Source organism: Rathayibacter sp. AY1C2, from assembly GCF_002931195.1.
GTDB lineage: Bacteria > Actinomycetota > Actinomycetes > Actinomycetales > Microbacteriaceae > Rathayibacter.
The window spans coordinates 1-23,099 of sequence record NZ_PSWG01000003.1; the positions used below are offsets into that span (position 1 = coordinate 1).

A 23,099-nucleotide genomic window follows, 5' to 3' on the forward strand; every position below is an offset into this window, starting at 1 on the left:
CTCCTCCTCCTGGCCGCCGGCCCGGCCTACACCGCGGCCGCCCTCGTCTTCCCCCTGCTCGTCGGCGTCGCGCTGCTCGCCTCGGGCGCGACCGCCCTGCTCCGCGCCGCTGGTCCTCATGGCGTCCGGAGGCGCCTCGAGGAGTCCCGCGCCCTCGCCGCGGCCCTCGGCGGAGGCCCGGGCGCGCGCGGATGCAGCGCTCCCGGTGTCCTCCCGGCCTGCCTGCGGGTCGTCGTCGGCGCCCTCCTCCTCCTGGCCGCCGGCCCGGCCTACACCGCGGCCGCCCTCGTCGCCGCAGCCCTCTGCGCACTCGCCCTCGCGCACGCCGTCCGCCGCTTCGCCCAGGACTCGGAGGGCGACCCGCCCGCTCCGGCCGCGGTCGCCGCCACGGCCGCGATGCTCGCCTTCGCCACCGTCGCCGCGGCCCAGGGGATCCTCGGATTCGCGGGCGTCCCGGCGCACGTCCGGGAGTTCGACCAGCAGGACCTGAGCTGGGCGGCCGCCTTCGTCGGAGTGGTCGCCGCGTGCGGCCTCCTGCAGCTGGCGGCACGCGCAGCGGAACCGGCGGCCGCACCGGCGGCGGGCGTCAGGCGGCGCGGCTGATGCTCGGAGCTCCGACGCTCGATGCGCCTCCGCACCTCGTCCTCGACGGCAGCGCGGTGCGGCTCGCGCCCGCGCGCGGCTCCGTCGCCGTGATCACCTTCTGGATGCAGTTCCACAACTCCGGCACCGCCGCCCTGCACGATCTCGCCCTGTTCTGCGGCTCCTTCACCGACGGCTCGGGCGTCGAGCTCGACTACGACGAGGCCCCGGTCACCGTGGTCGGCCGACCCGAGCGGGTCACCCCGGGAGCGGGATTCGTGGCCGTCGCGCACTACACGATCGCGCCGCTGAGGGCGCCCCGGACGCTCCGCCACTCCATCGTGCTGCGGGGCCGCACGAGCGACGACCGGCCCTTCACCGACGTCGCCGCGCTCGAGGTCCACGTCGATCCGAGGCGCACCCCGGAGGTCAGGTTCCGCCCCCCCCGATGGCGGGATCCGACACCTTGCGGTGGAGGTGAGCGACGATGCGATCGCATGAAGACTTCTCACCACCGGGCCGGATCGGCCAGGGTAGAGGGATCGCGTCGTACGGAGGACGCGCCAGAGGAAAGGACTCCGCCGTGAGGGGAATCGCAGAAGGCAGCCGACCGATCGTCGATCGCGGAGTGTCCCGCCGGGACACCGCGGCGGCCGCGTGGCTGGCCCAGAGCGGCGTCGACGTCCGCGCGAACGGCGCGTTCCGCATCGTGGCCGACACCCTCTGCAGCGACGGCGTCGACGTGCTCCGGATCTGGCACTCGCCGGCCCGCCTGCACCGCACCTCCGCCATCGGCCCGGGCGTCCGCCTGATCATCCCGCTCGAGGGCGCGATCGTGATCCAGCCGGACGATCCGGCGGCACTCGAGGTCCGCGTCGCGCCGGGCGACATCGCCTTCCTCCACTGCGACTCCCCGTTCACGATCGTGACCGACACCCCGAGCGCCCGCACCGAGATCGCCCTCGACCGCCCGCTGCTGGGCCTGGTCGACTCGGCCGACCGTGGCGCCGTCGTCACCGAGGCCGACGCGGCCAGCCGCGGCATCCTGCTCTCGACCGTCAACGCGACCTTCGGCTCCACCCTCGACGCCGACTCCCCCGCCTTCCCCCTGGTGCGGGCCGCCGTCGAGCAGCTGGCGGGCGCTGTGCTGGCGACCTCGCTGCCGCGCGAGAGCAGCGAGGACGTCTACACGCGCGCCCTCGCCCTGATCGCCGCGATGTCCACCGACCCCCGCCTCTCGGTCCAGGAGATCTGCGAGCGCCTCGGCGTCCCGAAGCGGACGCTGCAGCGCACCTTCGCGCGGAACGGCACCACCGTGTTCGACGAGATCCGCCGCGCACGCCTCACGACCGCGCGCGCCCTCCTCGGCGGGAGCGACTCCCCGCCCTCGCCCGAGCACGTGCTGAGCAGCTACGTCCGCTCGCAGCGCCTGCGCCGCGACCTGCTCCACCTCGAGACGGTGCCCGCCTCGAAGCTGGGCTGACCCCGGGGCCGCAGCGCTCTCCGCGTCGACAGCCCCGTGGGCGAGGGAGGTCACCGCGCGGGCGCACGCCTCCCATCCGGACACTCCAGCTCGGTCGCACCGTCTCCGCAGCCGCCCCGCGCTCAGCCCGGGTACGGCACCGACGCCGCCGGCCACCCCGAGGCCGCGAGCTCCGCGCGCAGACGGTGGTGGTGCTGCACTGCGCCGAGCGAGTCGGTGCGGAAGGCGATGGCGAGGGCCGCGTCGGCCCAGTAGGCGTCCCAGCCGGAGTAGCGCTCGAAGACGCGGTCGCCGACCGCGGCCAGCAGCTCCCAGGCGCGCGCCGCCGGGAGGTAGCCGGCGACGTAGGCGTAGCGGATCGCGCCGATCGTGCGCTCGGCGTCGCCCGCGAGCAGGAGCAGCGGCGGACGCCCGTCGACCGCCTGGGCGAGCTCGAGGAGGTGGAACTCGCTGCCGCCCGTGAGCGCGGCGACCCGGGAGCGCATCCGCTCGGCGTCGGCGGAGGCCGAGACCTCGGCGAAGCGGGTCGAGAGCGGCCCGCGGGTGAGCACGTCGGCGACCAGCAGCTCGACGTCGTCGGCCGAGGCGATGCGGAAGTCGCGGTCGAGCGCGACCCGGTGCTCGACGAGCGGATGCAGCGGCAGCTGCTGCCAGGGCGCCCCCTTCGCTCCGTCGGCGTAGCGGCGCCGCAGCTCCTCCGGGAGCTCGGCCCACGAGGGCTGGAACGCGAGGGAGGAGTTCCAGCCGGCGAACGAGAAGTCGCTGACCGCGTCGAGCGCGAGCAGCTGCTGCTGGCGGAGGGACGGGGTCGGCGAGTCGGCCGCGCCGAGGTAGGCGAGCTGCTCGCGGCGCGGCGCGCGCGCATCCCACTGCTGGAAGCCGACCGTGGCGGCGAGCAGCCCGAAGGCCAGAGCGAACGCGAACGCCGTGAACGCGACGACGCTCTCGCCGCCGCCGAGCGCGAGCCCCCACGCGAAACCGACCAGGCCCACCGGAGCCGCGAAGGCCGTCACCAGGAGGGCGCGGCGTCCGGCGCCCTGACCGCGACGGTGCGCATCGGCCGCCCGCGCGTAGCGCAGCCGGGGTCGGACGGGGAACTCGACGTCTCCGGGATGGTTCTGCAGCGGCACGGTCGCAGCCTAGGGGCGCGGGTCGCGTCGATGTGTGCTTGCCTGGTCGCATGACTCTCGCCGAAGCACTCCTCGAGCGGGCCGACCTGCAGAAGCGGATCGAGGCCCTCCAGTCGCGGATCGTCGCGAACGCCTCCTACCAGGAGGGAGAGGAGCCGACCGAGGACCCGGCCGAGCTGCTCGCCGACTGCACGCGCGCGCTGGGCGAGCTCGAGCGGCTGGTCACGGCGATCAACCTCACCAACGCGACGGCGACCACTCCCACCGGAGAGGTGCTGACCGCGGCGCTCGCCCGGCGCGAGGCCCTGCGCGCCCGGCACAGCCTCCTGACCCGCGCGGCCGACGCGGCCGCCGGCGAGCGCGGCTACCGCCAGCTCCGGAGCGAGCTGCGCCGCCTGCCCGCGCTGCCGGTGCGGGAGCTGCGCGAGCAGGCCGACGCCGTGGCGCGCGAGCTGCGCGGGCTCGACGCCGACGTCCAGAGGACGAACTGGGGGGTCGAGCTGCAGAGCTGACACGAGACGCGGTGAGTCGGTAGGCGCACCGGAGCGAGCACGCACCGTCGGGCCGGCGGTTCATCCGGCCCTCTGTCACGCGGTGGGCAGCGTCCCGGCTCCGGCCGTCACTCACAGCCCAGCACCGAGGACCGGTGACCGCGCAGACAGGACACCTCATCACCATGTGCTGGCCGGTGCGCCGAGGGCGGGTTCGGGGACCTCACCGCGTCTCGGGCGTGCGCGGACGCACGTCGGGTCGGGGCGGGATCTTCTCGAACGGGCGCGTGGACGCAGGCCGGACTCGGGGCTGCGGCTCCTCGAACGGGCACGTGGACGCCTGCCGGGTCCGGGCCGGCGTCCGGCCGGTCGCGCCCGCCCTCCCCGCCGCTCAGTACTCGATGCGCCCGCGCCGGTCGTGGAACTCGCCCGTCGGCCCGTCGGAGCCGAGCAGGGCGAGCGCGACGGTCGCGTCCGTGCCCTCGGTGACGGTCTGGTGCCCGCCGTGTCCGTTGAAGTCGGTCGCGGTGTAGCCGGGGTCGCTCGCGTTGATCCGCATCGCCGGCAGGTTCTTCGCGTACTGCACGGTGAGCGCGACGACCGCCGCCTTCGACGCCGCGTAGGGGATCGCGGTGACGGGGAACTCGTCGTGGCCCTCGGTGCTCAGCCAGCGCGGCCAGCCGACTCCGGACGCCACGTTCACGACGACCGGGGCCGCGGAGGCCTGCAGCAGCGGGAGCGCGGCCTGTGTGACGCGGACGATGCCGACGACGTTCGTCTCGAGGACGCCCGCCATCGCCTCCGGGGTGAGGTCGTCGACGCCGAACGAGGTGCCGAGCACGCCGGCGTTGTTGACGAGCACGTCGAGCCCGGGCAGGGAGGCGATCGCGGAGTCGACGCTCGCCTGATCGGTGACGTCGAGGCGCACGGGGTGGGCGCCGAGCGCGCGGGCGGCGTCGCCGTCTGCGGTGTCGCGCATGCCTGCGTAGACGGTGTGGCCCGCCTCGAGGAGTCGGCGGGCGGTCTCGAGGCCGAGGGAGCGGTTCGCTCCGGTGATGAGTGTCGTGGTCATGCGCCCATCCTGCGCGGGTGGTCGGGCCTCGACCATGCCGCGCTCGACGGGGGGACCGGCAGTACCTGGCTCGGCGACGGCGGGCGGAGGAGGATGGGCGGCATGGAGGAGTTCGCCACGGTGCTGCGCTCGTGGCGCGACCGCATCCGTCCCGCCGACGTCGGCCTGCCCGCGGGCTCGGGCCGCCGCGCCACGGGCCTGCGCCGCGAGGAGCTGGCGGCGCTCTCGGGCGTGAGCGTCGACTACCTGGTGCGGCTCGAGCAGGGACGCGCACGGAACCCGTCGCCGTCGATGCTCCGCTCTCTCGCGGTGGCGCTCCGGCTCACGGACAGCGAGCGCGACCACCTCTACCGGGTCGCCGGCGGCGCCGTCCCCTCGCCGGGCGTCGTGCCGCAGCACGTGAGCCCGGGCGTGCAGCGGATCGTCGACCGCCTGGGCGACGTGCCGCTCGCGGTGTTCACGGCGGCCCACGACATCCTGCTGTGGAACCCGCTCTGGGCCGCCCTCAACGGCGACCCCTCGGTGTTCACCGGGCTGGAGCGGAACCTCGTCTGGCGGCACTTCACCTCGGGCCACGCGGGCACCGAGTTCGACGCGCAGCACGAGGAGGACTTCGCGAGCGACCTCGCGGCCGACCTGCGCGCGGCGACCGGGCGCTACCCGCGCGATCCGGCGCTCGCCGCCCTCGTCGCCCGGCTGCGCGAGGAGTCGCCCGAGTTCGAGCGGCGCTGGGCGGAGGCGCGCATCGCCGAGCACCGCGCGAGCCGGAAGACGGTGACGCGGACGCCCGTCGGACCGATCACGATCGACTGCGACGTGCTCACGGCTCCGGGCACCGACCTGCGGATCGTCGTCTACACGGTGGCGCCGGGCAGCGAGGACGAGGCGCGGCTCGACCTGCTGCGGGTGACGGGGCTGCAGGCGCTGAGCACGGCGCCGGCGTGAAGCGGACGGGCGCGGCTGGGGCGCGCACAGCGGAGCGGGGCGCTGGCTGAACCGGGCTGAGCTGAGTCGAGCGGGCTGAGCCGCGCCGAGCCGGGCGGGGTAGGCCGGGCTCGTCCCACGGCGGGCGGGACCGGCTCGGCGCGGCCGACGGCGCAACCTGCCGATGCGGGCGAGCGGCGGCGAGTGACGGCCGAGGTGCACGGCGAGGCGCGTCTGCGGGGACGTCCGCACCCCCGGACCCCCGCCTCCCCGCTCAGGACGCGCAGTACGCGGTGATGAACGCGTAGAGCTCGCCCTTCTGCTCGGGGGTCGCGGCGACGACGACGGTGCCCTGCCGGCCCGCGGTCTCGACGGTGACCGGCAGGCGCGTGCCGACCTTGTCCTCGGCGAGCGCGTGGGTGTCACAGCGGGTGGGGACGGCGTCCAGGACCACGGAGTCGAGGGTCCCGGCGGGCACGGAGCGGTCGAGGGTCCAGGCGTCGGCGGCGTCGGGCGGCTGCAGCAGGATCGTGGCGTCGACGCTGCGGAGCACGAGGGGGGTGCCCCGGACGTCGGCGGTGATGGTGAGGCGCGCCGGCTCGTGCGCGGCGCCTCCGGACGTGTCGATCCGCAGGGCGAGGTCGGCGTCGACGGTGCGGGCGAAGCAGCCGGACCGGGCGAGAGCGTCGACGAACGAGAACGGGTCGTCGGCGGGGTACGCGTGCTCGCCGTGGCCGTCGATGGCGAGGACGACCTCGAGCGCAGCGGGCGCTTCCGCGACCGGGCAGGCGGGCTCGGGCACATCGACGCGGAGGTCGCGCGAGGTCCCGTCGGGGACGCCCGTGCCGCCGGTCCAGGTGAGCGGGACGGCGAGGCGCGGGTCCACGAGGCGGGCCGCGGTGACCTCGATCGGGGCGCCGCTGCCGTTGTGGACCTCGAAGGCCATGGTGCCGCCGGCGATGTCGGAGCGGTTCTGCTGGACGGAGACGGTGACCCCGGGAGCCGGGGCGGAGGAGCGGGCCGGGTCGGGGGTGGCCTGAGCCGGGGTGGCGGTGGTCGCAGCCGCGGTGCCGCTCGGGGCGCCTGTCGCGCCTGCCGGCGCGCAGGCCGCGAGGGCGGGCAGGAGGAGCAGCGCGGCGGCGAGGGCGCGGAGGCGTCGCATCGTGCCTCCCTCCGCTCGCCGTCAGTCTGGCGCCCCGGACCCCTCTCCGCGAGCGGGCGCTCCGCCTCCCCAGCTCGATCGATGCGTCACGAACGGTCGCCACGGCGGGCGGATGACGACCGTTCGTGACGCATCGCCGGAGCGACAGGGGGTGAGGACGCGGGGACGCGCACCCATCCGGGTGTGCGTCCGCTCCGAAGAAGGTCGGGGACTTCAGGAGGAGACAGATGGCACGCGGCAGATGGCACGTCGGCACGATCGTCGCGCGAGTGCGCGCATCCGCAGCGATCGGGGCCTCCGGGCTCGACGCGGTGGAGCGGGCGGAGCGCCGGGCCGAGGTCCTGCGCATCGCCGGAGGAGTCGACTCCGGCCGTCTCGGCGACGACCAGGCGATCGCGGCGTTCGGCCGGATCGTCGACGGCCTGCAGAGCGACCTGCCCGGCTCGGCGCTCGGCGTCTAGCCCGCGAGGCCGGCGTCCCGGTACCCGCCCGGAGCGGACACCCGCCGGGCCGACATCCCGAGCCTCCGCGGCGCTGAGACCCGCCGGGCGAGCGTGCCGACGGCCCACTGGGCGCGGAGACCCGGCACCCCGAGCACCCGCGCGCCGCGGAGCCCCGCTACCCCAGCGTCCCGAGCGCGATCCGCGGCAGCAGCCGCTGGATCGCGACGGCCGCCGCGCCGCGCGCCCACTCCACGAGCCCGCCGTCGTCGACGAGCAGCACCAGGGGCGGAGCGTCCGGGTCGCGCGTGGCCGCGATCGCGGCGTCCACCACCGCGGCCTGCTCCGTGTAGAGGGCGACACCCTCCCCTGCCAGGATCACCGTGCCGGACATCGAGAGGTTGCCGATCGCGGCGATCATCGTCCCGAGCGCCGTGCCGGAGTCGGCGAGGATGCGCTCGGCACCGGGGTCGCCCGCGCGAGCGGCGGCGAAGCCCTCGGCCAGGGTCAGCTCGCGGCCGGTGGCGACGAAGAGCTGGCGGAGGAGCGAGGGCAGGCTGAGCATCGCGGTCGAGCAGCCGCGGTGGCCGGCCTCGCAGACGGGGCCGGTGGGATCCAGCGGGTAGTGGCCGCCCAGGCCGAGCCCCGCCTCCGGGGGCGCGACCACCCGGTCGTGCACCACCAGTCCGTAGCCGACGCCCGCGCCGACCGTGAGCACCGCGAAGTGCGGGATGCCGCGGCCCCGGCCGAACCAGTGCTCGGCTCCCGTGAGCGCGACCACGTCGTTCTCGAGGGCGACCGGCAGCCCGAGGGCGGCGGAGAGCGGAGCGGCGAGGTCGACGTCGCGCCAGCCGAGGAACGGCGCGCGGCTCACCCGGCCGTCGGCGGCGATGCTCCCGCCGAGCGTCACGCCCAGGCCGGCGAAAGCGGAGGGGCCGCCGAGCTCGTCGACGACCGAGACGATCGCGGCGATCACGTCGGCGGGCTCCGTGCCGGGCAGCGGGCGGACCAGCTCCCGCGCGGTCCGCGCGCGCAGGTCGGTGCGGACGGCGAGGACCTCGGTGCCGGTGATCTTCACGCCCGCGAAGCTCAGCGCGTCGGCGCGGATGTCGAGCGGGCGGGCGGGGCGGCCGACTCCGGTGCTCTGCTCGGGGCCCTCGACGACCAGGCCGCCGTCGAGGAACGGGCGCGCGAGCCGGGTCAGGCTGGCGGGCGAGAGGCCGAGGCGGCGGCCGAGCTCGGCCCGCGAGACGGGACCGTGGATCAGGACCTCGCGCGCCAGGAGCTCGGAGGAGCTCCCGGAGGCGTCCTCGGCGACGATGGTGTCGGTCACGGGGCTCCTTCTTTCCGGCCTGGTAGAAAGCTACCGGCAGTGCGCCGCTCCAGGAACGGATCCGGTCACTCTCGCCGCTCTTGACACCCCTATTACTTCTGCTCTAGAAATAAGCCATGCACCGCAGCATCGCCCCCACGAACGACTCCGTGACCCTCTCCGGCCGGGAATCGCGCCTCTTCCACGTGCAGGACGGGGGCACCAGCGTCGTCGTCGACGCCCGCCTCGTCACCTTCCCCACCATCGCGCACTGGGGCGCCGCGCTCGGAGATCTTTCCGCCGCCGAACTATCCGCCCTGGCAGACGCCGCCCTCCCCCAGCGCGTCTCGGGCGGGCTCGACGCCTTCGCGCCGTTCGGCCTCGTCGCCGTCGAGGCCGACGGCTGGCAGCACGCCCCCACCTTCGAGGGCACCCACGAGCGCGCGGCCGCGTCGGAGCGGTTCGAGGTCGAGAGCATCGAGGCGCTCGGCTCCGCCCTCCGGACCGTCGCCACGGGCGCGGGCGTCCGGCTGACCGTGGACCTCGAGGTCGATGCGGCGGGCCTGCTCACCCAGCGCGCCCGGGTCGAGAACCTCGACGCCCGCCCGTTCCGCCTCGAGCGCTTCGAGCTCGGCTTCCCGCTCCCCGCGACCGCGCGCGAGATCCTCGACACCACCGGGCACCACCTCCGCGAGCGCCACCCGCAGCGCCGCCCGCTGACCATCGGCGAGCACACCCGCCGCACCCGCCGCGGCCGCCCCGGCGCCGACGCGACCCTCCTCCTCGCCGCGGGCACGCCCGGCTTCGGCTGGGAGCGCGGGCTCGTGCACGGCGTCCACCTCGGCTGGAGCGGCGACACCTCGCTCCGCGCCGAGCGCACCGTCGAGGGCGTCTCGCTCCTCGCGGCCGGCGAGCTGCTGCGGCCCGCCGAGATCGAGCTCGCGCAGGGCGAGAGCTACGAGACCCCGGTCGCCTACGGCTCCTGGGGCGACGGGCTCAGCGCTCTGCAGGCCCGGTTCCACGCGTCGCTCCGCGCCCGCCCGCAGCACCCCGTCACTCCGAGGCCCGTCACCCTGAACACCTGGGAGGCCGTCTACTTCGACCACGACCTCGCTCGCCTCACCGCCCTCGCCGAGCGGGCCGCGCGGATCGGGGTCGAGCGCTTCGTGCTCGACGACGGCTGGTTCCTCGGCCGCCGCGACGACACCGCCGCGCTCGGCGACTGGATGGTCGATCCCGCGGTCTGGCCGAAGGGCCTCACCCCGCTGACGGACGTCGTCACCGGCCTGGGCATGCAGTTCGGCCTCTGGGTGGAGCCCGAGATGATCAGCCCCGACTCCGACCTGGCCCGCGCGCACCCGGAGTGGATCCTCGGCCCGGCCGGCCACCTCCCGGCCTCGGGGCGGCAGCAGCAGGTCCTCGACCTCTCGCAGCGCGGCGCGTTCGAGCACGTGCTCGACGCCCTCGACGCGCTGCTGATCGAGTACCCGATCGCGTACCTCAAGTGGGACCACAACCGCGACGTCATCGAGGCGGTCTCGCCCGCCACCGGCCGCTCCGCCGTCCACGAGAACGTCCTCGCGCTCTACCGCCTGCTCGACGAGCTGCGGTCCCGGCATCCCGGCGTCGAGATCGAGTCGTGCGCCTCCGGGGGCGCCCGCGTCGACCTCGGGATCCTCGCCCGCACCGATCGCATCTGGACGAGCGACTGCATCGACCCGCTCGAGCGGCAGACCATCCAGCCCTTCACCCAGCTGGTGGTGCCGCCCGAGCTGATGGGGCAGCACATCGGAGGGCCGCGGTCGCACTCGACGCAGCGCACCCACTCGCTCGCCTTCCGCGCCGGCACCGCGCTGCCCGGCCACCTCGGCATCGAGTGGGACGTCTCGGATCTCGCCCCCGCCGTCGAGGAGGAGCTGACCGCCTGGGTCGCCTTCCACCGCGAGCACCGGGCGCTGCTGCACACCGGGACGGTCGTGCGCGCCGACCTCGCCGACGACGCCGCCTCGCTCTCCGGAGTCGTCGCCGCCGACCGCTCCGCCGCCCTCTTCACCTTCGCCCAGCTCCGCACCGGCGAGACCTACCCGCCCGGCCGGATCACGCTCCCGGGCCTGGACCCGGAGCGCACCTACTCCGTGGCGCTCGCCCCGGTCACGTCGCCGCTCGGCGGCCCCGGGCAGTCGCCGCTCGGCTGGGCCGAGCACGGGACCGCGCTCCGCGGCCGCGTGCTGGGCACCGTCGGGATCCAGGCCCCCGTCCTCGATCCGGAGCAGCTCGTCGTGCTCGTGCTCACCGCCCTCTGACCCGCCCTCCCGGCGCCGGAGCCGACCCCGCTCCCCCGCCGCCGCACCTGCTCTCGCACCGCCCTCCGCGGTCGAGCGCGCCCTGAGACCTGTCCCCACGCGCAAGGAGGCGCCGCATGTCCGCTCATCCGCATCCCCCCGGGTTCTCCCGGCGGCTGTTCCTCTCGGTGCCGCTCGCCGCGGTGTCCGCCGCGGCCCTCGCCTCCTGCGCCTCCCCCGGCGCCGGCGACGGAGTGACCACGCTCGACTTCTTCCAGTTCAAGGCGGAGGCGGTGGAGGACTTCGCGCGGATCATCCGCGAGTTCGAGGCGGCCAACCCGGACATCCGGGTCATCGCCAACAACGTGCCCGACCCCGACACGGCCATCCGCACCCTGCTCGTCAAGGACAAGGTGCCGGACGTGCTGACCCTGAACGGCAGCGGCTACTACGCCGACCTCGCGAAGGCCGGCGTGTTCCACGACTTCACCGGCGACGAGCTCGTCGAGCGGGTGAACCCGGCGGCCCTCGACATCCTCGCCGCCCTCGGCAGCTTCGAGGGGAAGGAGGTGAACGCGCTCGCCTTCGCGAACAACGCGGACGGGATCCTCTACAACCGCACGATCTTCGCCGAGAACGGGATCGAGGTGCCGACCACCTGGGACGAGCTGATCGCCGTCTGCGAGACGCTCACCGCCGCCGGGATCACTCCCTTCTACGGCGCCCTGCTCGACAACTGGACCGGCGCCCCCGCCTTCAACGCGCTCGGCGGGCAGCTGCAGCCGGACGGCTTCTTCGACGCGATGCGCGAGGAGGGAGCGGCGCTCGGCCCCGACTCCCCCGTCTCGTTCTCGAAGGACTACGCGACGACGATGGAGCGGCTCGGGCAGCTCTTCTCGTACACGCAGGAGGGCTTGTTCGGCCGCGGCTACGACGACGGCAACCAGGCCTTCGCCGCGGGCGAGGCGGCCATGTACCCGCAGGGCATCTGGGCGATCAACCCGGTGCGCACGAACAACCCGGACATCGACCTCGGCGTCTTCCCCTACCCGGTGCTCGACGACCCGGCGGACACGCGGGTCACCTCGGGCGTCGACGTGGCCGTCGCCATCGGCCGCGGCACTCCGAAGCTCGACGCGGCCCGCCGCTTCGTCGACTTCCTGCTGACCCCCGGAGTCGTCGAGCCGTACGTCGCGAGCCAGGCCGCCTTCTCGCCGCTGGTCGGCGCCGCACACAACTCGGACCCCACGCTGGCCGAGCTGCAGCCCTACTTCGAGCAGGAACGGCTGATCGGCTTCGTCGACCACCAGATCCCCGCGAGCATCCCGCTCAACCCCACGCTCCAGGCGTTCCTCGCCAGCGGGGACGCCGACGCGGCGCTCCGGACCCTCGACAGTGAGTGGCGCAAAGTCGCGGCACGCACGACCAGGAAGTGACCCCATGACCACGACCACGACGGCCGCCGCGCAGGCGGTGGCGACCACTCCTCCGCCGCCCGCGCGCCGCAAGCGCACCATCGGGCGCACCTCGAAGACCTTCTACTGGATGACGGTCCCCGCCGTCCTGCTCTTCTTCGTGCTCCACACGGTCCCGGTCCTCACCGGAATCTTCTTCAGCTTCACCGACTACGCGGGCTACGGCTCGTGGGACCTGATCGGCGCCTCGAACTACCTCGCGCTCCTCCAGGACGACCGCGTCTGGAAGGCCTACGGGTTCACCTTCGGCTTCGCGATCGTGGCGACCGTGCTGGTGAACGTGATCTCGCTCGCCATCGCCGTCGCCCTCAACGCGCGGATCAAGTTCCAGACGGCGTTCCGCGGGATCTACTTCATCCCCTACGTGCTCTCGACCCTGGTCATCGGCTACGTGTTCCAGTACCTCTTCGCGAACTCGCTGCCGCAGATCCTCGGCGCGATCCCGGTGATCGGCGAGAACATCCTCGCGAACGCCGACTGGGCGTGGGTGGCGATCGTGGTGCTGGCGGTCTGGCAGGCCTCGGCCTTCTCGATCATCATCTACCTCGCCGGACTCCAGACGATCCCGGGCGAGCTCTACGAGGCGACCTCGCTCGACGGAGCGGGGAGGTGGCGGCAGTTCACCTCGATCACGTTCCCGCTGATCGCCTCCTTCTTCACGATCAACATGGTCATCTCGATGAAGAACTTCCTCCAGGTGTTCGACCACATCATCGCCCTCACCAACGGCGGTCCCGGCACCTCGACGGAGTCGATCACGCTGCTGATCTACCGCGGCGGCTTCCAGGGCGGCGAGTACGCCTATCAGACGGCCAACGCCGTCCTCTACTTCCTCATCATCATCGTGGTCTCGCTGATCCAGTTCCGAGTCCTCAGCCGCAGAGAGGCGTCGTTCTGATGACATCGACCATCACCCCCACGACCGCGATCGCCCTGGGCGAGCCCGAGGGGCGGCGCCGGCCCTCCCGCGACACCTACCGGATCAACTGGTGGGCGACCGCGCTCATCGCGGTCTGCTCTCTGACGATCCTCCTGCCGCTCTACTTCGCCGTCGTGACCGCGCTGAAGACGCCCGACCAGCTCGGCGGCACCGGGTTCGAGCTGCCGACCTCGATCTCCTGGGGCAACTTCGCCGAGGCGTGGACGGCGACCCGCTTCCCGCAGGCCTTCGTGAACACCGCGCTGATCACGGTCGGAGCCGTCGTGCTGACGCTGTTCTCGAACTCGATGGTCGCCTACGCGGTCGCCCGGAACATGCACAGGCCGTTCTTCAAGGGCGTCTACTTCTACCTGCTCGCCGCGGTCTTCGTGCCGTTCCCGATCATCATGCTGCCGGTGGTGAAGGAGACGGCCCTGCTGGGCCTGGACAACCAGGCCGGGCTGATCCTGCTCTACGCCGTGTTCGGGCTCTCGATCAACACGTTCATCTACACCGCCTTCATCCGCTCGATCCCGATCGAGCTCGAGGAGGCGGCGCGCACCGACGGCGCCTCGACCTGGCGGACCTACTGGCAGGTGATCTTCCCGCTGCTCGGCCCGATGAACGCGACCGTCGGGATCCTGACCTGCGTGTGGGCGTGGAACGACTTCATCCTGCCGCTCGTGGTGCTCTCGGACCCGTCCGCCCGCACCCTGCCGCTGGCCGAGTACGTCTTCCAGGGGCAGTTCAACACGAACTACACCGTCGCCTTCGCGTCCTACCTGATGGCGATGGCGCCGCTGCTGATCGTGTACCTCTTCGCGCAGCGCTGGGTGGTCAGCGGAGTGATGCGCGGGTCGATCAAGTAGCGGTCGCGGCGAGCGCCGCCTCGAGCAGGTCCGTGAGCACGGTGCCTCGCGAGCCCGCGTCCTCCGGGTGCCACTGCACGCACCAGAGCGGCGCGGACTCGTGCTCGAGGGCCTCGACGGTGCCGTCGTCGGCGCGGCCGACCACGACGAGGCCCTCGCCGGGACGGTCGACGGCCTGGTGGTGGGAGCTGCGGACGTCGAGCTCGGCGGCGCCGAGGGTGCGAGCGAGGGCGCTGCCCGGCTCGAGCGCCACGCGGTGGTCGACCATCCCCGACAGGTGCTCGCCGGGGACCGACCGGCCGACGTGACCCGCGCCGGGCAGGTGCTGCACGAGGTCGCCGCCGAGAGCGACGTTGACCAGCTGCATCCCGCGGCAGATCCCGACCAGCGGGGTCCGCGTCTCGACGGCCCGGCGGACGAGCGCGATCTGCGCGCGATCGGCGGCGGGGAAGGACTGGCCGCGGTGCGGGTCGTCGGGTCGGCCGCCGTAGAGGGACGGGTCGACATCCTCCCCTCCCGTGACCACGACGGCGTCGGCGGCGGCGAGCCGGCGCTCGAGCTCGGCGGCGCCGGCCTGCTCGGCAGGGACGCGGTCGACCACGAAGCCCGCGGCGGTGGCGGCCGAGACGACGCTCGCGGTCAGCAGCTGCAACTCGATCTCGAACTCGGGATCCTCGCGGCCGCCGTCGGCGACGTCGACGACGAGCAGGACGGGGCGATCGGAGGCCATGCGGACATCGTGCCACCCGGCCGGCTCCTGCAGAACGTCGGCGGAGAGCAGTGCCCCTCGGTCGAGAGGCGAGGAACCGCGCGTCCGGCCGGCGTTCTGCGCGAGCCCGCAGACCTCTCCCGGGGTCTGGTCAGGATCCGGCCCCGCGATCTAGGATGTTCACGTTCACATACCGTGCGAAGACGCACACCTCCGCGGCCCTGCGGATCGTGCTTCGACGCCGCACCCGATCACGAGGGCCTATCTGCATGAGACGATCACGATCGGCGGTGAGGACCGCTCTGGCGGTCGCGACCGTCGCCGCCACGGCGCTGCTCGGCGCCACGGTCCCCAGCTCCGCCTTCGGAGCCACCGAGACCCCGCTCCTCCACTACACGTTCGACACCGCCCCCACCGGCACCACGGTCGCCGACACCAGCGGCAACGGCTACAGCGCGACGCTGCGCGGCTCCGGAGCCCAGTTCCGCAACGGGCTCATCAGCCTCCCCGGCGGATCCGCCGCGGCCGCCCCCTACCTCGAGATCCCCACCGCCGGCCTCGTCGGCAAGAAGGACCTGACCTTCTCCACCTGGCTCGCCCACAAGGGCGGCACCGGCAACGTCGCCGCCGCGTTCGTCGGAGCGCCCGTCGCCTCCGGCGCCTCGTTCTCCTCCGGCTACTGGCTGCTCAACCCGAGCAACCTCTCCGGCTACACCAAGTCGGTCGTCACCAACTCGGTCAACGCGGGCGCTCCCTACAACACCGAGATCGGCGCCGGAGCGACCGGCGCCCCGACCGTCGGCGCGCGCACCCCCTCGGGCCTCTCGCTCTACACGACCGTCATCGACGGCTCGACCGGCAAGCTCACCGTGTACGTCAACGGCGCGCAGATCTCGCAGAGCACGATCGCCCGCGACGTCTCCTCGTTCGGCCCGTCGCTCGTCGCGTACATCGCGCGCTCGACCTACAACGACCCGGGCTGGAACGGCGAGATGGACGACTTCGCCGTCTACGACAGCGCCCTCAGCAGCAGCTCCGTGCAGGCGCTCTACTCCTCGCAGGCCCTCGACCGCGCCGTCGCGTCGGTCACGGTGCCCACGGAGGCGACCGCCGGCTTCACGGTGCCCACCACCGCCAGCGGCGTCGGCATCACCTGGACGTCGAACAGCGCGGCCGTGGCCATCACCGGCGGCACCGCGATCGTCATGCGCCCCGCCGCGGGACAGCCGGACGCCACCGCCACCCTCACCGCCACCTACAGGGTCGGCACCGAGACCCGCTCGGTCGACTACACGGTGCGCGTCGCCGCGCAGCTGGACGACGCGACGAAGGTCCAGCGCGACCTCGCCGCGATCGCCATCCCGAACGTCGGCGACATCCGGACGAACGTCTCGGTGCCCACCACCGGCACGCTCGGCTCGAGCATCGCCTGGAGCGTCGTCAGCCCGAGCGGAGCGACCGTCCGCGACGGCAGCGCCGCCGGCACCCGCACCATCGACGTCGACCGCCCCGCGACCGGGAGCCCCGCGATCGACGTGGTCGTCCGCGCGACCGCGACCAGCGGATCCACCACCCGGACCCGCGACTTCACCCTCCGGGTGCAGCCGCTCCCCGCCGGCACCGACGACACCGAGGCGTACGTCTGGGCGTTCTTCACCGGAGAGGGCGACGGCGCCGAGCGCATCAGCCTCGCCGCCTCGAAGGGCAACGACGCGCTGAGCTGGAACACGCTGAACGGCGGCAAGCCGGTCTTCACCTCGAACCTGGGGACGATGGGCCTGCGCGACCCGTTCATCATCCGCTCGCACGAGGGCGACAAGTTCTTCATGCTCGCCACCGACCTGAAGATCGACGGGCTCCCCGGCGGCTTCGACACCGCGCAGAAGTCGGGCTCGAAGTACATCGAGGTCTGGGAGTCGACCGACCTGGTGAACTGGTCCGCCCAGCGCCACGTCAAGGTCTCCACCGACTTCGCCGGCAACACCTGGGCCCCCGAGGCGTACTGGGACGACGAGCTCCAGACCTACGTCGTGTTCTGGGCCTCGAACATGTACCCGACCACGAACACGGCCGACCGCGCCTCCGTCACCTACAACCAGATGATGTACGCGACGACCGAGGACTTCACCTCCTTCTCGGAGGCGAAGCCGTGGATCGACGTCAAGCGCGGCGCCGGCAAGGGCACCATCGACTCGACGGTCGCGAAGGACGGCGACACCTACTACCGCTTCACCAAGGACGAGGCGTCGATGACCCTCCGCGAGGAGAAGAGCACCGACCTGCTGGCCACCGTCTCGGGCTCGCTGCCCGGCACCGGCGGACCGGCGGACGAGTGGTCGCTGGTCAAGGAGAAGGTGGCCTCGGGCCTGCCCAACGGCGAGCCCGGGAAGACCTTCACCAGCGGCGAGGGCCCCAACGTCTTCCCCGCCAACGAGGGCGACGTGAACGGCCTCGACTGGTTCCTCTTCATCGACCAGCCGAACTACCACGACGGGCCGAACCACTACATCCCGTTCGGCACCGACGACCTCGCGAACGGCGACTCCTGGCAGCCGCTCGGAGCGAAGCTCCGCACGGGCCTGCCGCAGAACGCCGACGGCGGCAAGCCGCGCCACGGCACGGTCATCCCGGTGACGCGCTCCGAGTACCAGAAGGTGCTCGAGGGCTACGCCCCCGGCCTGGCCGTCGCCTCGGTCGCTCCGCTGACCGCGACGACCACGGTCGGCACCGCGCCGGTCCTGCCCCGCGCCACGATCACGACCGCCGCCGGCACCACCAGCACGGTCGACGTGACCTGGGACGCCGTCGCGCCCGCCGCCTACGCCACGGCCGGGACCTTCACGGTCTCGGGCGTCGCGCAGGACGCGTCGCGCATGCCGGTGCAGGTCACGGTCACCGTGCAGTCCTCGCTGAAGGTGAGCGCGACCGCCACGTCGCGCTGCGTCGCCGGCAAGGTCGTGCTGACGGTCGTCGGCAGGAACGGCGACACGGTGCCGATGGACGTCTCGATCAGCACCCCGGAGGGCGTGAAGACGATCGCCGGCGTGAAGCCGGGCGCCTCCGGCTCCGCCGCGTTCACGGTGCGCTCGACGCAGCTCGCCGCGGGCGAGGCGACGGTCACCGGCACGGCCACGGTCGGCGGCAAGACCGTCACGGCCACGGCCACCGCGCCCTACAGCGCGCGCAGCTGCGGCTGACGCACGGCACTCCCCGGGAGCCCGTCGCACCTCACCGGTGCGGCGGGCTCCCGTCGTCGTGCGGAGGGAGTCGGGACACCGCCCTGACGCCGAAGCACCGCTCCCTCGGCGGCGCCTCGGCGGACGGCGCGGTGCCGCGGCGCGCGGGCGGGCCCGGGACGGCCCGCCCGGCGTCATCCGGTGACGGCTGCCGGTCCGGCTTCGAGCAGGTCGCGGACGCTGCGCGGCTCGCGTCCGAGGAGGCGCCCGAGCTCGGGGCCGGTGCCCGCGAAGAAGCCGCGCTCGGCCGCCCGGTGCATCCCGAGGGTGAAGCGCACGAGGAACTCGGGCTGACCCGCCGCGACGCGCGCGGCGACCCACTCGTCGTCGCCGAGGACGCGCAGCTCGACGGGTCGCCCGCCGACCTCGGCCGCGATCCCGGCGATCTCCTCGAACGTCGGAGCCTCCGTCGCGGTCAGCGTGACCGGCCCGTCGTGCGGGCTCCCCGAGAGGAGGAGCCGGGCGGCCGCCTCCGACTCGTCCTCGCGGGCCGTCCACGAGACGCGGCCGTCGGAGGGGACCTCGATCACTCCGGTCTCCCGCCACGGTCCGAGGAACAGACCCAGGCTGTGCGCGTAGAAGCCGTTGCGGAGCGACGTCCAGGCGAGTCCGGACTCGGCGAGCAGGCGCTCGGTCGCCGCGTGGTCCCGGCCCGGGCCGAAGGGGGTGTCGGCGGCGGCTCCCTGGTGGCTCGTGTAGAGGACCCGTCCGACTCCGGCCGCGACGGCCGCCTCGACGGCGGTGCGGTGCAGGGCGACGGCGTCGGCCCGCGGATCGCTTGAGGAGACGAGGAGCAGCTGATCCGCTCCGTCGAAGGCGCCCGGGAGGGAGGCGGGGTCGGCGTAGTCGCCGACGCGCACCTCCACTCCGCGCTCCGCGAAGCGGGCGGCCTTCGAGGCGTCGCGGGCGACGACGGCGATTCCGGAGGCGGGGACGGAGTCGAGGAGGTGGTCGACGGTGGCGCCGTTCAGAGCGCCGGTGGCACCGGTCACGATGATCATGGGGAGAGCCTTCCGATGAGGGGTATCAGCGATCCCACGACGAAGATAACCACGGAATTCCCTTGATAGCAACCGTGCGCTAGCGTCGATACGTGACCAGCTCCACACCTCCGACCGACACGCGCCTGCGCATCGTCGAGGCGGCCGCCGGCCTCCTCCGCGACGAGGGCCCCGCCGCCGTCACCACGCGAGCGGTCGCCCAGGCGGCCGGGCTGCAGGCCCCGGCGATCTACCGCCTCTTCGGCGACAAGGACGGCCTGCTCGAGGCGGTCGCGGAGCACGTGCTGGCCACCTGGGTCGACTCCAAGGCGCGGACGGTCGAGGCGGCCGTCGCCGGGGGCGTCGACCCGGTCGAGGACCTGCGCGCGGGCTGGGCCGCGCAGGTGGAGTTCGGCCTGGCCAACCCCGCGCTCTTCCGCCTCCTCAGCGATCCGGGCCGCGCCTCCGGATCGCCGGCCGCCCTCTCCGGGCGGCGGGTCCTCGCCGCCCGCGTGCAGCGCGTGGCCGCCGAGGGCCGCCTCCGAGTGCCGGAGGAGCGCGCCGTCGGCCTCATCCAGGCGGCGGGCACCGGCGTGGTCACCACCCTGCTCTCCACCCCCGCCGCCGACCGCGACCCCGGTCTCGCCGACGCCGCGCTCGACAGCGTGCTCGCGGGGATCCTCGCCGACCCGCCCTCCCCCGGCGACGGCGGGCGGCTCACCGCCCTCGTCGGCGTCCGTGCCCTCGCACCGGAGCTCGCCGGCCTCACGCCCGCGGAGCGCCTGCTGCTCGCGGACTGGCTCGACCGTGCCCTCGCGGCGGCCGCGCAGGAGTGACGGGCACGCAGGAGTGACGGGCACGCAGGAGTGACGGGCGCGCTTCCACCACAGGAGCGACGAGCGCCGTCCCGCCGCGGAAACGAAGGCGCCTCCGTCCCGCAGAGACGCGGGCTTCGCGGCTAGGCGCGCTTGCCGTCGGGCGGGAGGATCGACGCCTGGATGAGCGGCACGGGGAAAGGAGGGCATGTTGAAGCTGTGGAGCGCGTCGAACGCGTTCCTCTACCTCGGCAGCGTCAAGGAGAACGACTTCCTGCAGAACGTCTCCGAGCTCGTCGGTGACTACGACCGCGAAACGATCTCCGCCAGCTATAACAAGGGCGTCCGCTCAACCTCGACCGCCTTGAAGCGCGAACGGATCCTGACCGTGGACGAGCTCGGAGCGATGCCCCGCGGCCGCGCCGTAATGCTCTCCACCGGATCGAGGGCCGCGCTGCTGCGCACCGTGCCCTGGTACGAGGGCACGAAGGAGAAAGTCGCAGCGATCAAAGCCAGACGTGTTCTCGGGCGCGGACCGGCTCGTCGCTGACGAATGTGCTTGTGCTACGCGCTGCGGCGGGAGATGAGCGAGTGCTCGACGACGATCTCGCTCGGGTGCGCCGGAGGGCCGTTCCGGATGCGCTGAGCGAGGAGGTCGACGGCCGTCTTGGCGATCTGGCGGCTGCCGGGATCGATCGTGGTGAGGGCGGGTATCGCGTAGGCGGCGGCGGTGACGTTGTCGAAGCCGACGACGGCGATGTCCTCCGGTACGCGGATGCCGCGAACGTGCAGTGCGTGCAGTGCCCCGAAGGCCAGGGTGTCGTTGAAGCAGAAGACGGCGTCCAGAGGGACGCGGGAGTCGAGCAGCCGCGTCATCGCGACGGCGCCGTCGGCGTGGTGCCACTCGGTGGCGACCGCGACGAGGGCGGGGTCGAACGGGATCGCGTTCGCCTCGAGGGCACCGCGGTATCCGTCCAAGCGGAGTGCTGCGGCGCTGACGGATCCGCCGGCGGGGTTGCTGCCGATCGCGGCGATGCGCCGGTGTTGGCGGTCGATCAGGTACTGCGTGGCGGTGGCCGCGGCGGCTGTGTTCGCCATGGTCACGTGATCGACCGGGCCGTCGAAGATCCTGTCGCCCAGGAGAACGAGTGGGCGGTCCCCGACGAGTACTTTCTCGTCTCCGGGGCCGAGTGCGTGGGGCTGGAAGATCAGTCCGTCCGACAGCTGGCGGCTGGAGCCGGAGAGAACGGCGATCTCGGCGTCTCGGCGCGCTCCGGTCTGCTGGATGATCACGGTCCAGCTGTGCCGCTCGGCCTCCGACATGATGACCGTCGCGAGCTGGCCGAAGTACTCGATCGCGAGATCCGGGATCGCGAGGGTGATGAGCCCGGTCTGGCCGGTGCGCAGTCCGCGCGCGGAGACGTTGAGTTGGTATCCGAGATCGCGGACTGCCTTGAGGACGAGATCGCGGGTCTCGGGTCTGACGTTGGCGTTGCCGCTGAGCACGTTGGAGACCGTGCGAGCGGTGACGCCTGCAGCAGCGCCGACATCGGCCATGGTCACCGGGCGGGTTCGCGATCGCGGCATCGGCATCATCCCTCCCATGAGCGTTCCCCGATCATCTCAGGTCGACGGTCGGCGAGAGGCGCACGGTCACCCAGGCGATGGCGGGGATCCGGAGCGAGAGGACGCCGTCGGTCAGCGCTACGGCGAGGGGCCGCGGAGTGACGGTGTCGGGGAGCTCCGCCGAGTTCGTCGCGAAGGGGTCCTCGTGTCGGAGGATCAGTGCCTCTGTCACCGTGAGGGTGGGGAACGACGTGAGGTCGACAGTGGTGTCCGTGACGCCGTCGGTCGCGCGGTTGACGATCATCAGGTCGAGCGAGCCGTCGGCGTGCGCCGCTGCGGCGAAGGCGAGGACGGGAGCGGAGTCATCGCCCGCTCCCGTGCTGTCCGCCTCGACGACGGTCCGGAGCGCGGTGGCGCCGGCGGAGCGCCGTGCCTGGGCGAACGGCCAGAAGGTGCTCTGCCGCCAGGCGGGGCCGTCCGGCTCGGTCATGATCGGACCGATGACGTTCACCAGCTGAGCCATGCTCGCTGCCCGGACGATGTCGGCTCTGTTGATCATGCTGATGAGCATGTCGCCCACGACGACGGCGTCCGCTGCCGTGTAGCGGTCCTCGAGGAGTCGGGGCGCCTCCTCCCATTCGAGCCCTCCGGCGACTCGTTCATCGTGTGCGACGAAGTCCCACACGTTCCACTCGTCGAAGGAGATGGCGATCGGACGCTCTGATCGCCTCTGTGCTCGGACCTGTCCGATCGTGTCGGCTATGGCGGTGATGAAGCGGTCCATGGCGACGCCGGAGGCGAGGAACGCGGAGAGGTCGCCGTCGTAGCGGAAGTACTGGTGGCACGAGACGAAGTCGACGTGCTCGACCGTGTGCAGCAGCACCTCCTGCTCCCAGGCTCCGAAGGTGGCCATCCGGTCGTTCGAGCTGCCGCAGACGATCAGTTCGAGGTCGGGGTCGAGTGCGCGCATGGCGGCGGCGGTGCGGGCGGCGAGACGCCCGTACTCGCCGGCGCTGAGATGGCCGATCTGCCACGGCCCGTCCATCTCGTTGCCGATACACCAGAGCCGGATGTCGTGCGCCTCGTCGGCGCCGTTCGCGCGCCGCTCGTCCGAGAGCGTCGTGCCGCCGGGGTGGTTCGCGTACTCCAGCAGGTGCAGGGCCGAGCGGATTCCGTCGGTCCCGAGATTCAGCGCCATCATCGGCTCGACGCGCGCCGCCCGGCACCAGCGGACGAACTCGTCGATCCCGAAGCGATTCGGCTCGACGGTGTGCCAGGCCGGATCGAGCCGGACGGGACGATTCTCGACCGGACCGATGCCGTCGCGCCAGTCGTACGCCGAGACGAAGTTGCCGCCCGGGTAGCGGACGGTCGTGACTCCGAGCTCCTCGACGAGCGCGAGGACGTCGGTGCGGAATCCGTCGGCGTCGGCGCTCTCGTGCGAAGGATCGAGCAAGCCGCCGTAGACGCCTCGGCCCAGGTGCTCCACGAACGATCCGAAGAGCCGCGGATCGATCGTCCCGACCGTGAAGGCGGGGTGCACGATGCCGTGCGCTCGGTGGACGGGGTGCGAGGTCATGGCCGTTCCGTTTCATCGATGAACTGGTGCGCACAGTATGCACGCCTCGACCAGCGCACCGCGATATGACCGG

General features: G+C 73.1%; 21 protein-coding genes. 13 read left to right on the forward strand and 8 right to left on the reverse strand.

What is annotated here, in order from left to right:
• From C5C55_RS16445 to C5C55_RS03245, 3 genes are all read left to right on the forward strand, one after another.
• The coding region (locus C5C55_RS16445; RefSeq protein WP_219812980.1) for a hypothetical protein at nt 1-603 on the forward strand (603 nt) is incomplete at its 5' end.
• Entirely contained in the window at nt 603-1,169 is a 567-nt protein-coding gene (locus tag C5C55_RS16245; protein ID WP_146080879.1) for a hypothetical protein, read from the forward strand. The genes C5C55_RS16445 and C5C55_RS16245, both read left to right, overlap by 1 nt.
• A 41-nt stretch (nt 1,170-1,210) precedes the next feature.
• Entirely contained in the window at nt 1,211-2,065 is an 855-nt protein-coding gene (locus C5C55_RS03245) for a helix-turn-helix domain-containing protein (RefSeq protein ID WP_146085188.1), read from the forward strand.
• 122 nt (nt 2,066-2,187) lie between these two features.
• Here C5C55_RS03245 and C5C55_RS03250 read toward each other — a convergent pair whose 3' ends face one another.
• Nucleotides 2,188-3,195 carry a DUF1266 domain-containing protein gene (locus C5C55_RS03250; RefSeq protein WP_104224022.1) on the reverse strand — a complete coding sequence of 336 codons (1,008 nt, stop codon included), beginning with the start codon at nt 3,193-3,195 and terminating at the stop codon, nt 2,188-2,190.
• Between the two features lie 50 nt (nt 3,196-3,245).
• Between C5C55_RS03250 and C5C55_RS03255 the strand changes: the two genes are divergently transcribed.
• The gene (locus C5C55_RS03255; protein ID WP_104224023.1) at nt 3,246-3,707 is read left to right on the forward strand and encodes a DIP1984 family protein; all 462 of its coding nucleotides are present in this window, start codon (nt 3,246-3,248) and stop codon (nt 3,705-3,707) included.
• Between the two features lie 370 nt (nt 3,708-4,077).
• Here the strand turns inward: C5C55_RS03255 and C5C55_RS03260 are convergent, their stop codons facing one another.
• Nucleotides 4,078-4,758: an SDR family NAD(P)-dependent oxidoreductase gene (locus tag C5C55_RS03260; RefSeq protein ID WP_104232897.1), complete on the reverse strand. Its 681-nt coding sequence runs from the start codon at nt 4,756-4,758 to the stop codon at nt 4,078-4,080.
• Between the two features lie 102 nt (nt 4,759-4,860).
• On the opposite strand from C5C55_RS03260, the gene C5C55_RS03265 reads away from it, so the two are divergent.
• Entirely contained in the window at nt 4,861-5,703 is an 843-nt protein-coding gene (locus C5C55_RS03265) for a helix-turn-helix transcriptional regulator (RefSeq protein WP_104232898.1), read from the forward strand.
• Between the two features lie 253 nt (nt 5,704-5,956).
• Here the strand turns inward: C5C55_RS03265 and C5C55_RS03270 are convergent, their stop codons facing one another.
• Nucleotides 5,957-6,844, reverse strand: coding sequence for a hypothetical protein (locus tag C5C55_RS03270; protein ID WP_104232899.1), 888 nt, complete (start codon nt 6,842-6,844; stop codon nt 5,957-5,959).
• A gap of 227 nt (nt 6,845-7,071) precedes the next feature.
• Here C5C55_RS03270 and C5C55_RS03275 point away from each other — a divergent pair, with 227 nt between their 5' ends.
• On the forward strand, nt 7,072-7,305 hold the full coding sequence (locus tag C5C55_RS03275) for a hypothetical protein (protein WP_104232900.1): 234 nt from the start codon (nt 7,072-7,074) through the stop codon (nt 7,303-7,305).
• A gap of 157 nt (nt 7,306-7,462) precedes the next feature.
• On the opposite strand, the gene C5C55_RS03280 is transcribed toward C5C55_RS03275, so the two are convergent.
• Entirely contained in the window at nt 7,463-8,617 is a 1,155-nt protein-coding gene (locus tag C5C55_RS03280) for an ROK family transcriptional regulator (protein ID WP_104232901.1), read from the reverse strand.
• 116 nt (nt 8,618-8,733) lie between these two features.
• Between C5C55_RS03280 and C5C55_RS03285 the strand changes: the two genes are divergently transcribed.
• The 4 genes from C5C55_RS03285 to C5C55_RS03300 all read left to right on the forward strand — a co-directional run bounded on the left by C5C55_RS03285 (nt 8,734) and on the right by C5C55_RS03300 (nt 14,141).
• Nucleotides 8,734-10,899, forward strand: coding sequence for an alpha-galactosidase (locus C5C55_RS03285; protein WP_104232902.1), 2,166 nt, complete (start codon nt 8,734-8,736; stop codon nt 10,897-10,899).
• Between the two features lie 116 nt (nt 10,900-11,015).
• Entirely contained in the window at nt 11,016-12,314 is a 1,299-nt protein-coding gene (locus tag C5C55_RS03290; protein ID WP_104232903.1) for an ABC transporter substrate-binding protein, read from the forward strand.
• Nucleotides 12,315-12,318: 4 nt separating this feature from the next.
• A complete protein-coding gene (locus C5C55_RS03295; protein WP_104225874.1) occupies nt 12,319-13,251 on the forward strand; it encodes a carbohydrate ABC transporter permease in 933 nt (310 codons plus the stop codon).
• Nucleotides 13,251-14,141 (forward strand): carbohydrate ABC transporter permease, encoded by an 891-nt coding sequence (locus tag C5C55_RS03300; protein ID WP_347877594.1) that lies wholly within the window; start codon nt 13,251-13,253, stop codon nt 14,139-14,141. Before C5C55_RS03295 ends, C5C55_RS03300 begins: the two co-directional genes overlap by 1 nt.
• Here the strand turns inward: C5C55_RS03300 and C5C55_RS03305 are convergent.
• Nucleotides 14,134-14,871, reverse strand: a complete 738-nt coding sequence (locus C5C55_RS03305; protein ID WP_104232904.1) for a gamma-glutamyl-gamma-aminobutyrate hydrolase family protein — start codon at nt 14,869-14,871, stop codon at nt 14,134-14,136. The two genes, C5C55_RS03300 and C5C55_RS03305, sit on opposite strands and share 8 nt — an antisense overlap.
• A gap of 269 nt (nt 14,872-15,140) precedes the next feature.
• Between C5C55_RS03305 and C5C55_RS03310 the strand changes: the two genes are divergently transcribed.
• Nucleotides 15,141-18,047 (forward strand): immunoglobulin-like domain-containing protein, encoded by a 2,907-nt coding sequence (locus C5C55_RS03310; RefSeq protein WP_181067752.1) that lies wholly within the window; start codon nt 15,141-15,143, stop codon nt 18,045-18,047.
• 173 nt (nt 18,048-18,220) lie between these two features.
• Here the strand turns inward: C5C55_RS03310 and C5C55_RS03315 are convergent, their stop codons facing one another.
• Nucleotides 18,221-19,087 carry an NAD(P)H-binding protein gene (locus tag C5C55_RS03315; protein ID WP_104232906.1) on the reverse strand — a complete coding sequence of 289 codons (867 nt, stop codon included), beginning with the start codon at nt 19,085-19,087 and terminating at the stop codon, nt 18,221-18,223.
• Between the two features lie 92 nt (nt 19,088-19,179).
• Here C5C55_RS03315 and C5C55_RS03320 point away from each other — a divergent pair, with 92 nt between their 5' ends.
• Complete coding sequence (locus C5C55_RS03320; RefSeq protein ID WP_104232907.1) at nt 19,180-19,902, forward strand: TetR/AcrR family transcriptional regulator; 723 nt, start codon at nt 19,180-19,182, stop codon at nt 19,900-19,902.
• 187 nt (nt 19,903-20,089) lie between these two features.
• Nucleotides 20,090-20,431, forward strand: a complete 342-nt coding sequence (locus C5C55_RS03325) for a TraM recognition domain-containing protein (RefSeq protein ID WP_104232908.1) — start codon at nt 20,090-20,092, stop codon at nt 20,429-20,431.
• A 14-nt stretch (nt 20,432-20,445) separates the two neighbouring features.
• On the opposite strand, the gene C5C55_RS03330 is transcribed toward C5C55_RS03325, so the two are convergent.
• Nucleotides 20,446-21,468 carry a LacI family DNA-binding transcriptional regulator gene (locus C5C55_RS03330; RefSeq protein ID WP_104233020.1) on the reverse strand — a complete coding sequence of 341 codons (1,023 nt, stop codon included), beginning with the start codon at nt 21,466-21,468 and terminating at the stop codon, nt 20,446-20,448.
• 31 nt (nt 21,469-21,499) lie between these two features.
• Entirely contained in the window at nt 21,500-23,026 is a 1,527-nt protein-coding gene (locus C5C55_RS03335) for an alpha-N-arabinofuranosidase (protein WP_104232909.1), read from the reverse strand.
• Between the last annotated feature and the right edge of the window lie 73 nt (nt 23,027-23,099).

What these genes read in the sequence shown, in the direction of transcription:
- C5C55_RS16245 (WP_146080879.1), top strand. Translation starts at nt 603, where the DNA reads ATGCTCGGAGCTCCGACGCTCGATGCGCCTCCGCACCTCGTCCTCGAC.
- C5C55_RS03255 (WP_104224023.1), top strand. Translation starts at nt 3,246, where the DNA reads ATGACTCTCGCCGAAGCACTCCTCGAGCGGGCCGACCTGCAGAAGCGG.
- C5C55_RS03260 (WP_104232897.1), bottom strand. Translation starts at nt 4,758, where the DNA reads ATGACCACGACACTCATCACCGGAGCGAACCGCTCCCTCGGCCTCGAG.
- C5C55_RS03265 (WP_104232898.1), top strand. Translation starts at nt 4,861, where the DNA reads ATGGAGGAGTTCGCCACGGTGCTGCGCTCGTGGCGCGACCGCATCCGT.
- C5C55_RS03270 (WP_104232899.1), bottom strand. Translation starts at nt 6,844, where the DNA reads ATGCGACGCCTCCGCGCCCTCGCCGCCGCGCTGCTCCTCCTGCCCGCC.
- C5C55_RS03275 (WP_104232900.1), top strand. Translation starts at nt 7,072, where the DNA reads ATGGCACGCGGCAGATGGCACGTCGGCACGATCGTCGCGCGAGTGCGC.
- C5C55_RS03285 (WP_104232902.1), top strand. Translation starts at nt 8,734, where the DNA reads ATGCACCGCAGCATCGCCCCCACGAACGACTCCGTGACCCTCTCCGGC.
- C5C55_RS03290 (WP_104232903.1), top strand. Translation starts at nt 11,016, where the DNA reads ATGTCCGCTCATCCGCATCCCCCCGGGTTCTCCCGGCGGCTGTTCCTC.
- C5C55_RS03295 (WP_104225874.1), top strand. Translation starts at nt 12,319, where the DNA reads ATGACCACGACCACGACGGCCGCCGCGCAGGCGGTGGCGACCACTCCT.
- C5C55_RS03300 (WP_347877594.1), top strand. Translation starts at nt 13,251, where the DNA reads ATGACATCGACCATCACCCCCACGACCGCGATCGCCCTGGGCGAGCCC.
- C5C55_RS03305 (WP_104232904.1), bottom strand. Translation starts at nt 14,871, where the DNA reads ATGGCCTCCGATCGCCCCGTCCTGCTCGTCGTCGACGTCGCCGACGGC.
- C5C55_RS03315 (WP_104232906.1), bottom strand. Translation starts at nt 19,087, where the DNA reads ATGATCATCGTGACCGGTGCCACCGGCGCTCTGAACGGCGCCACCGTC.
- C5C55_RS03325 (WP_104232908.1), top strand. Translation starts at nt 20,090, where the DNA reads ATGTTGAAGCTGTGGAGCGCGTCGAACGCGTTCCTCTACCTCGGCAGC.
- C5C55_RS03330 (WP_104233020.1), bottom strand. Translation starts at nt 21,468, where the DNA reads ATGCCGCGATCGCGAACCCGCCCGGTGACCATGGCCGATGTCGGCGCT.
- C5C55_RS03335 (WP_104232909.1), bottom strand. Translation starts at nt 23,026, where the DNA reads ATGACCTCGCACCCCGTCCACCGAGCGCACGGCATCGTGCACCCCGCC.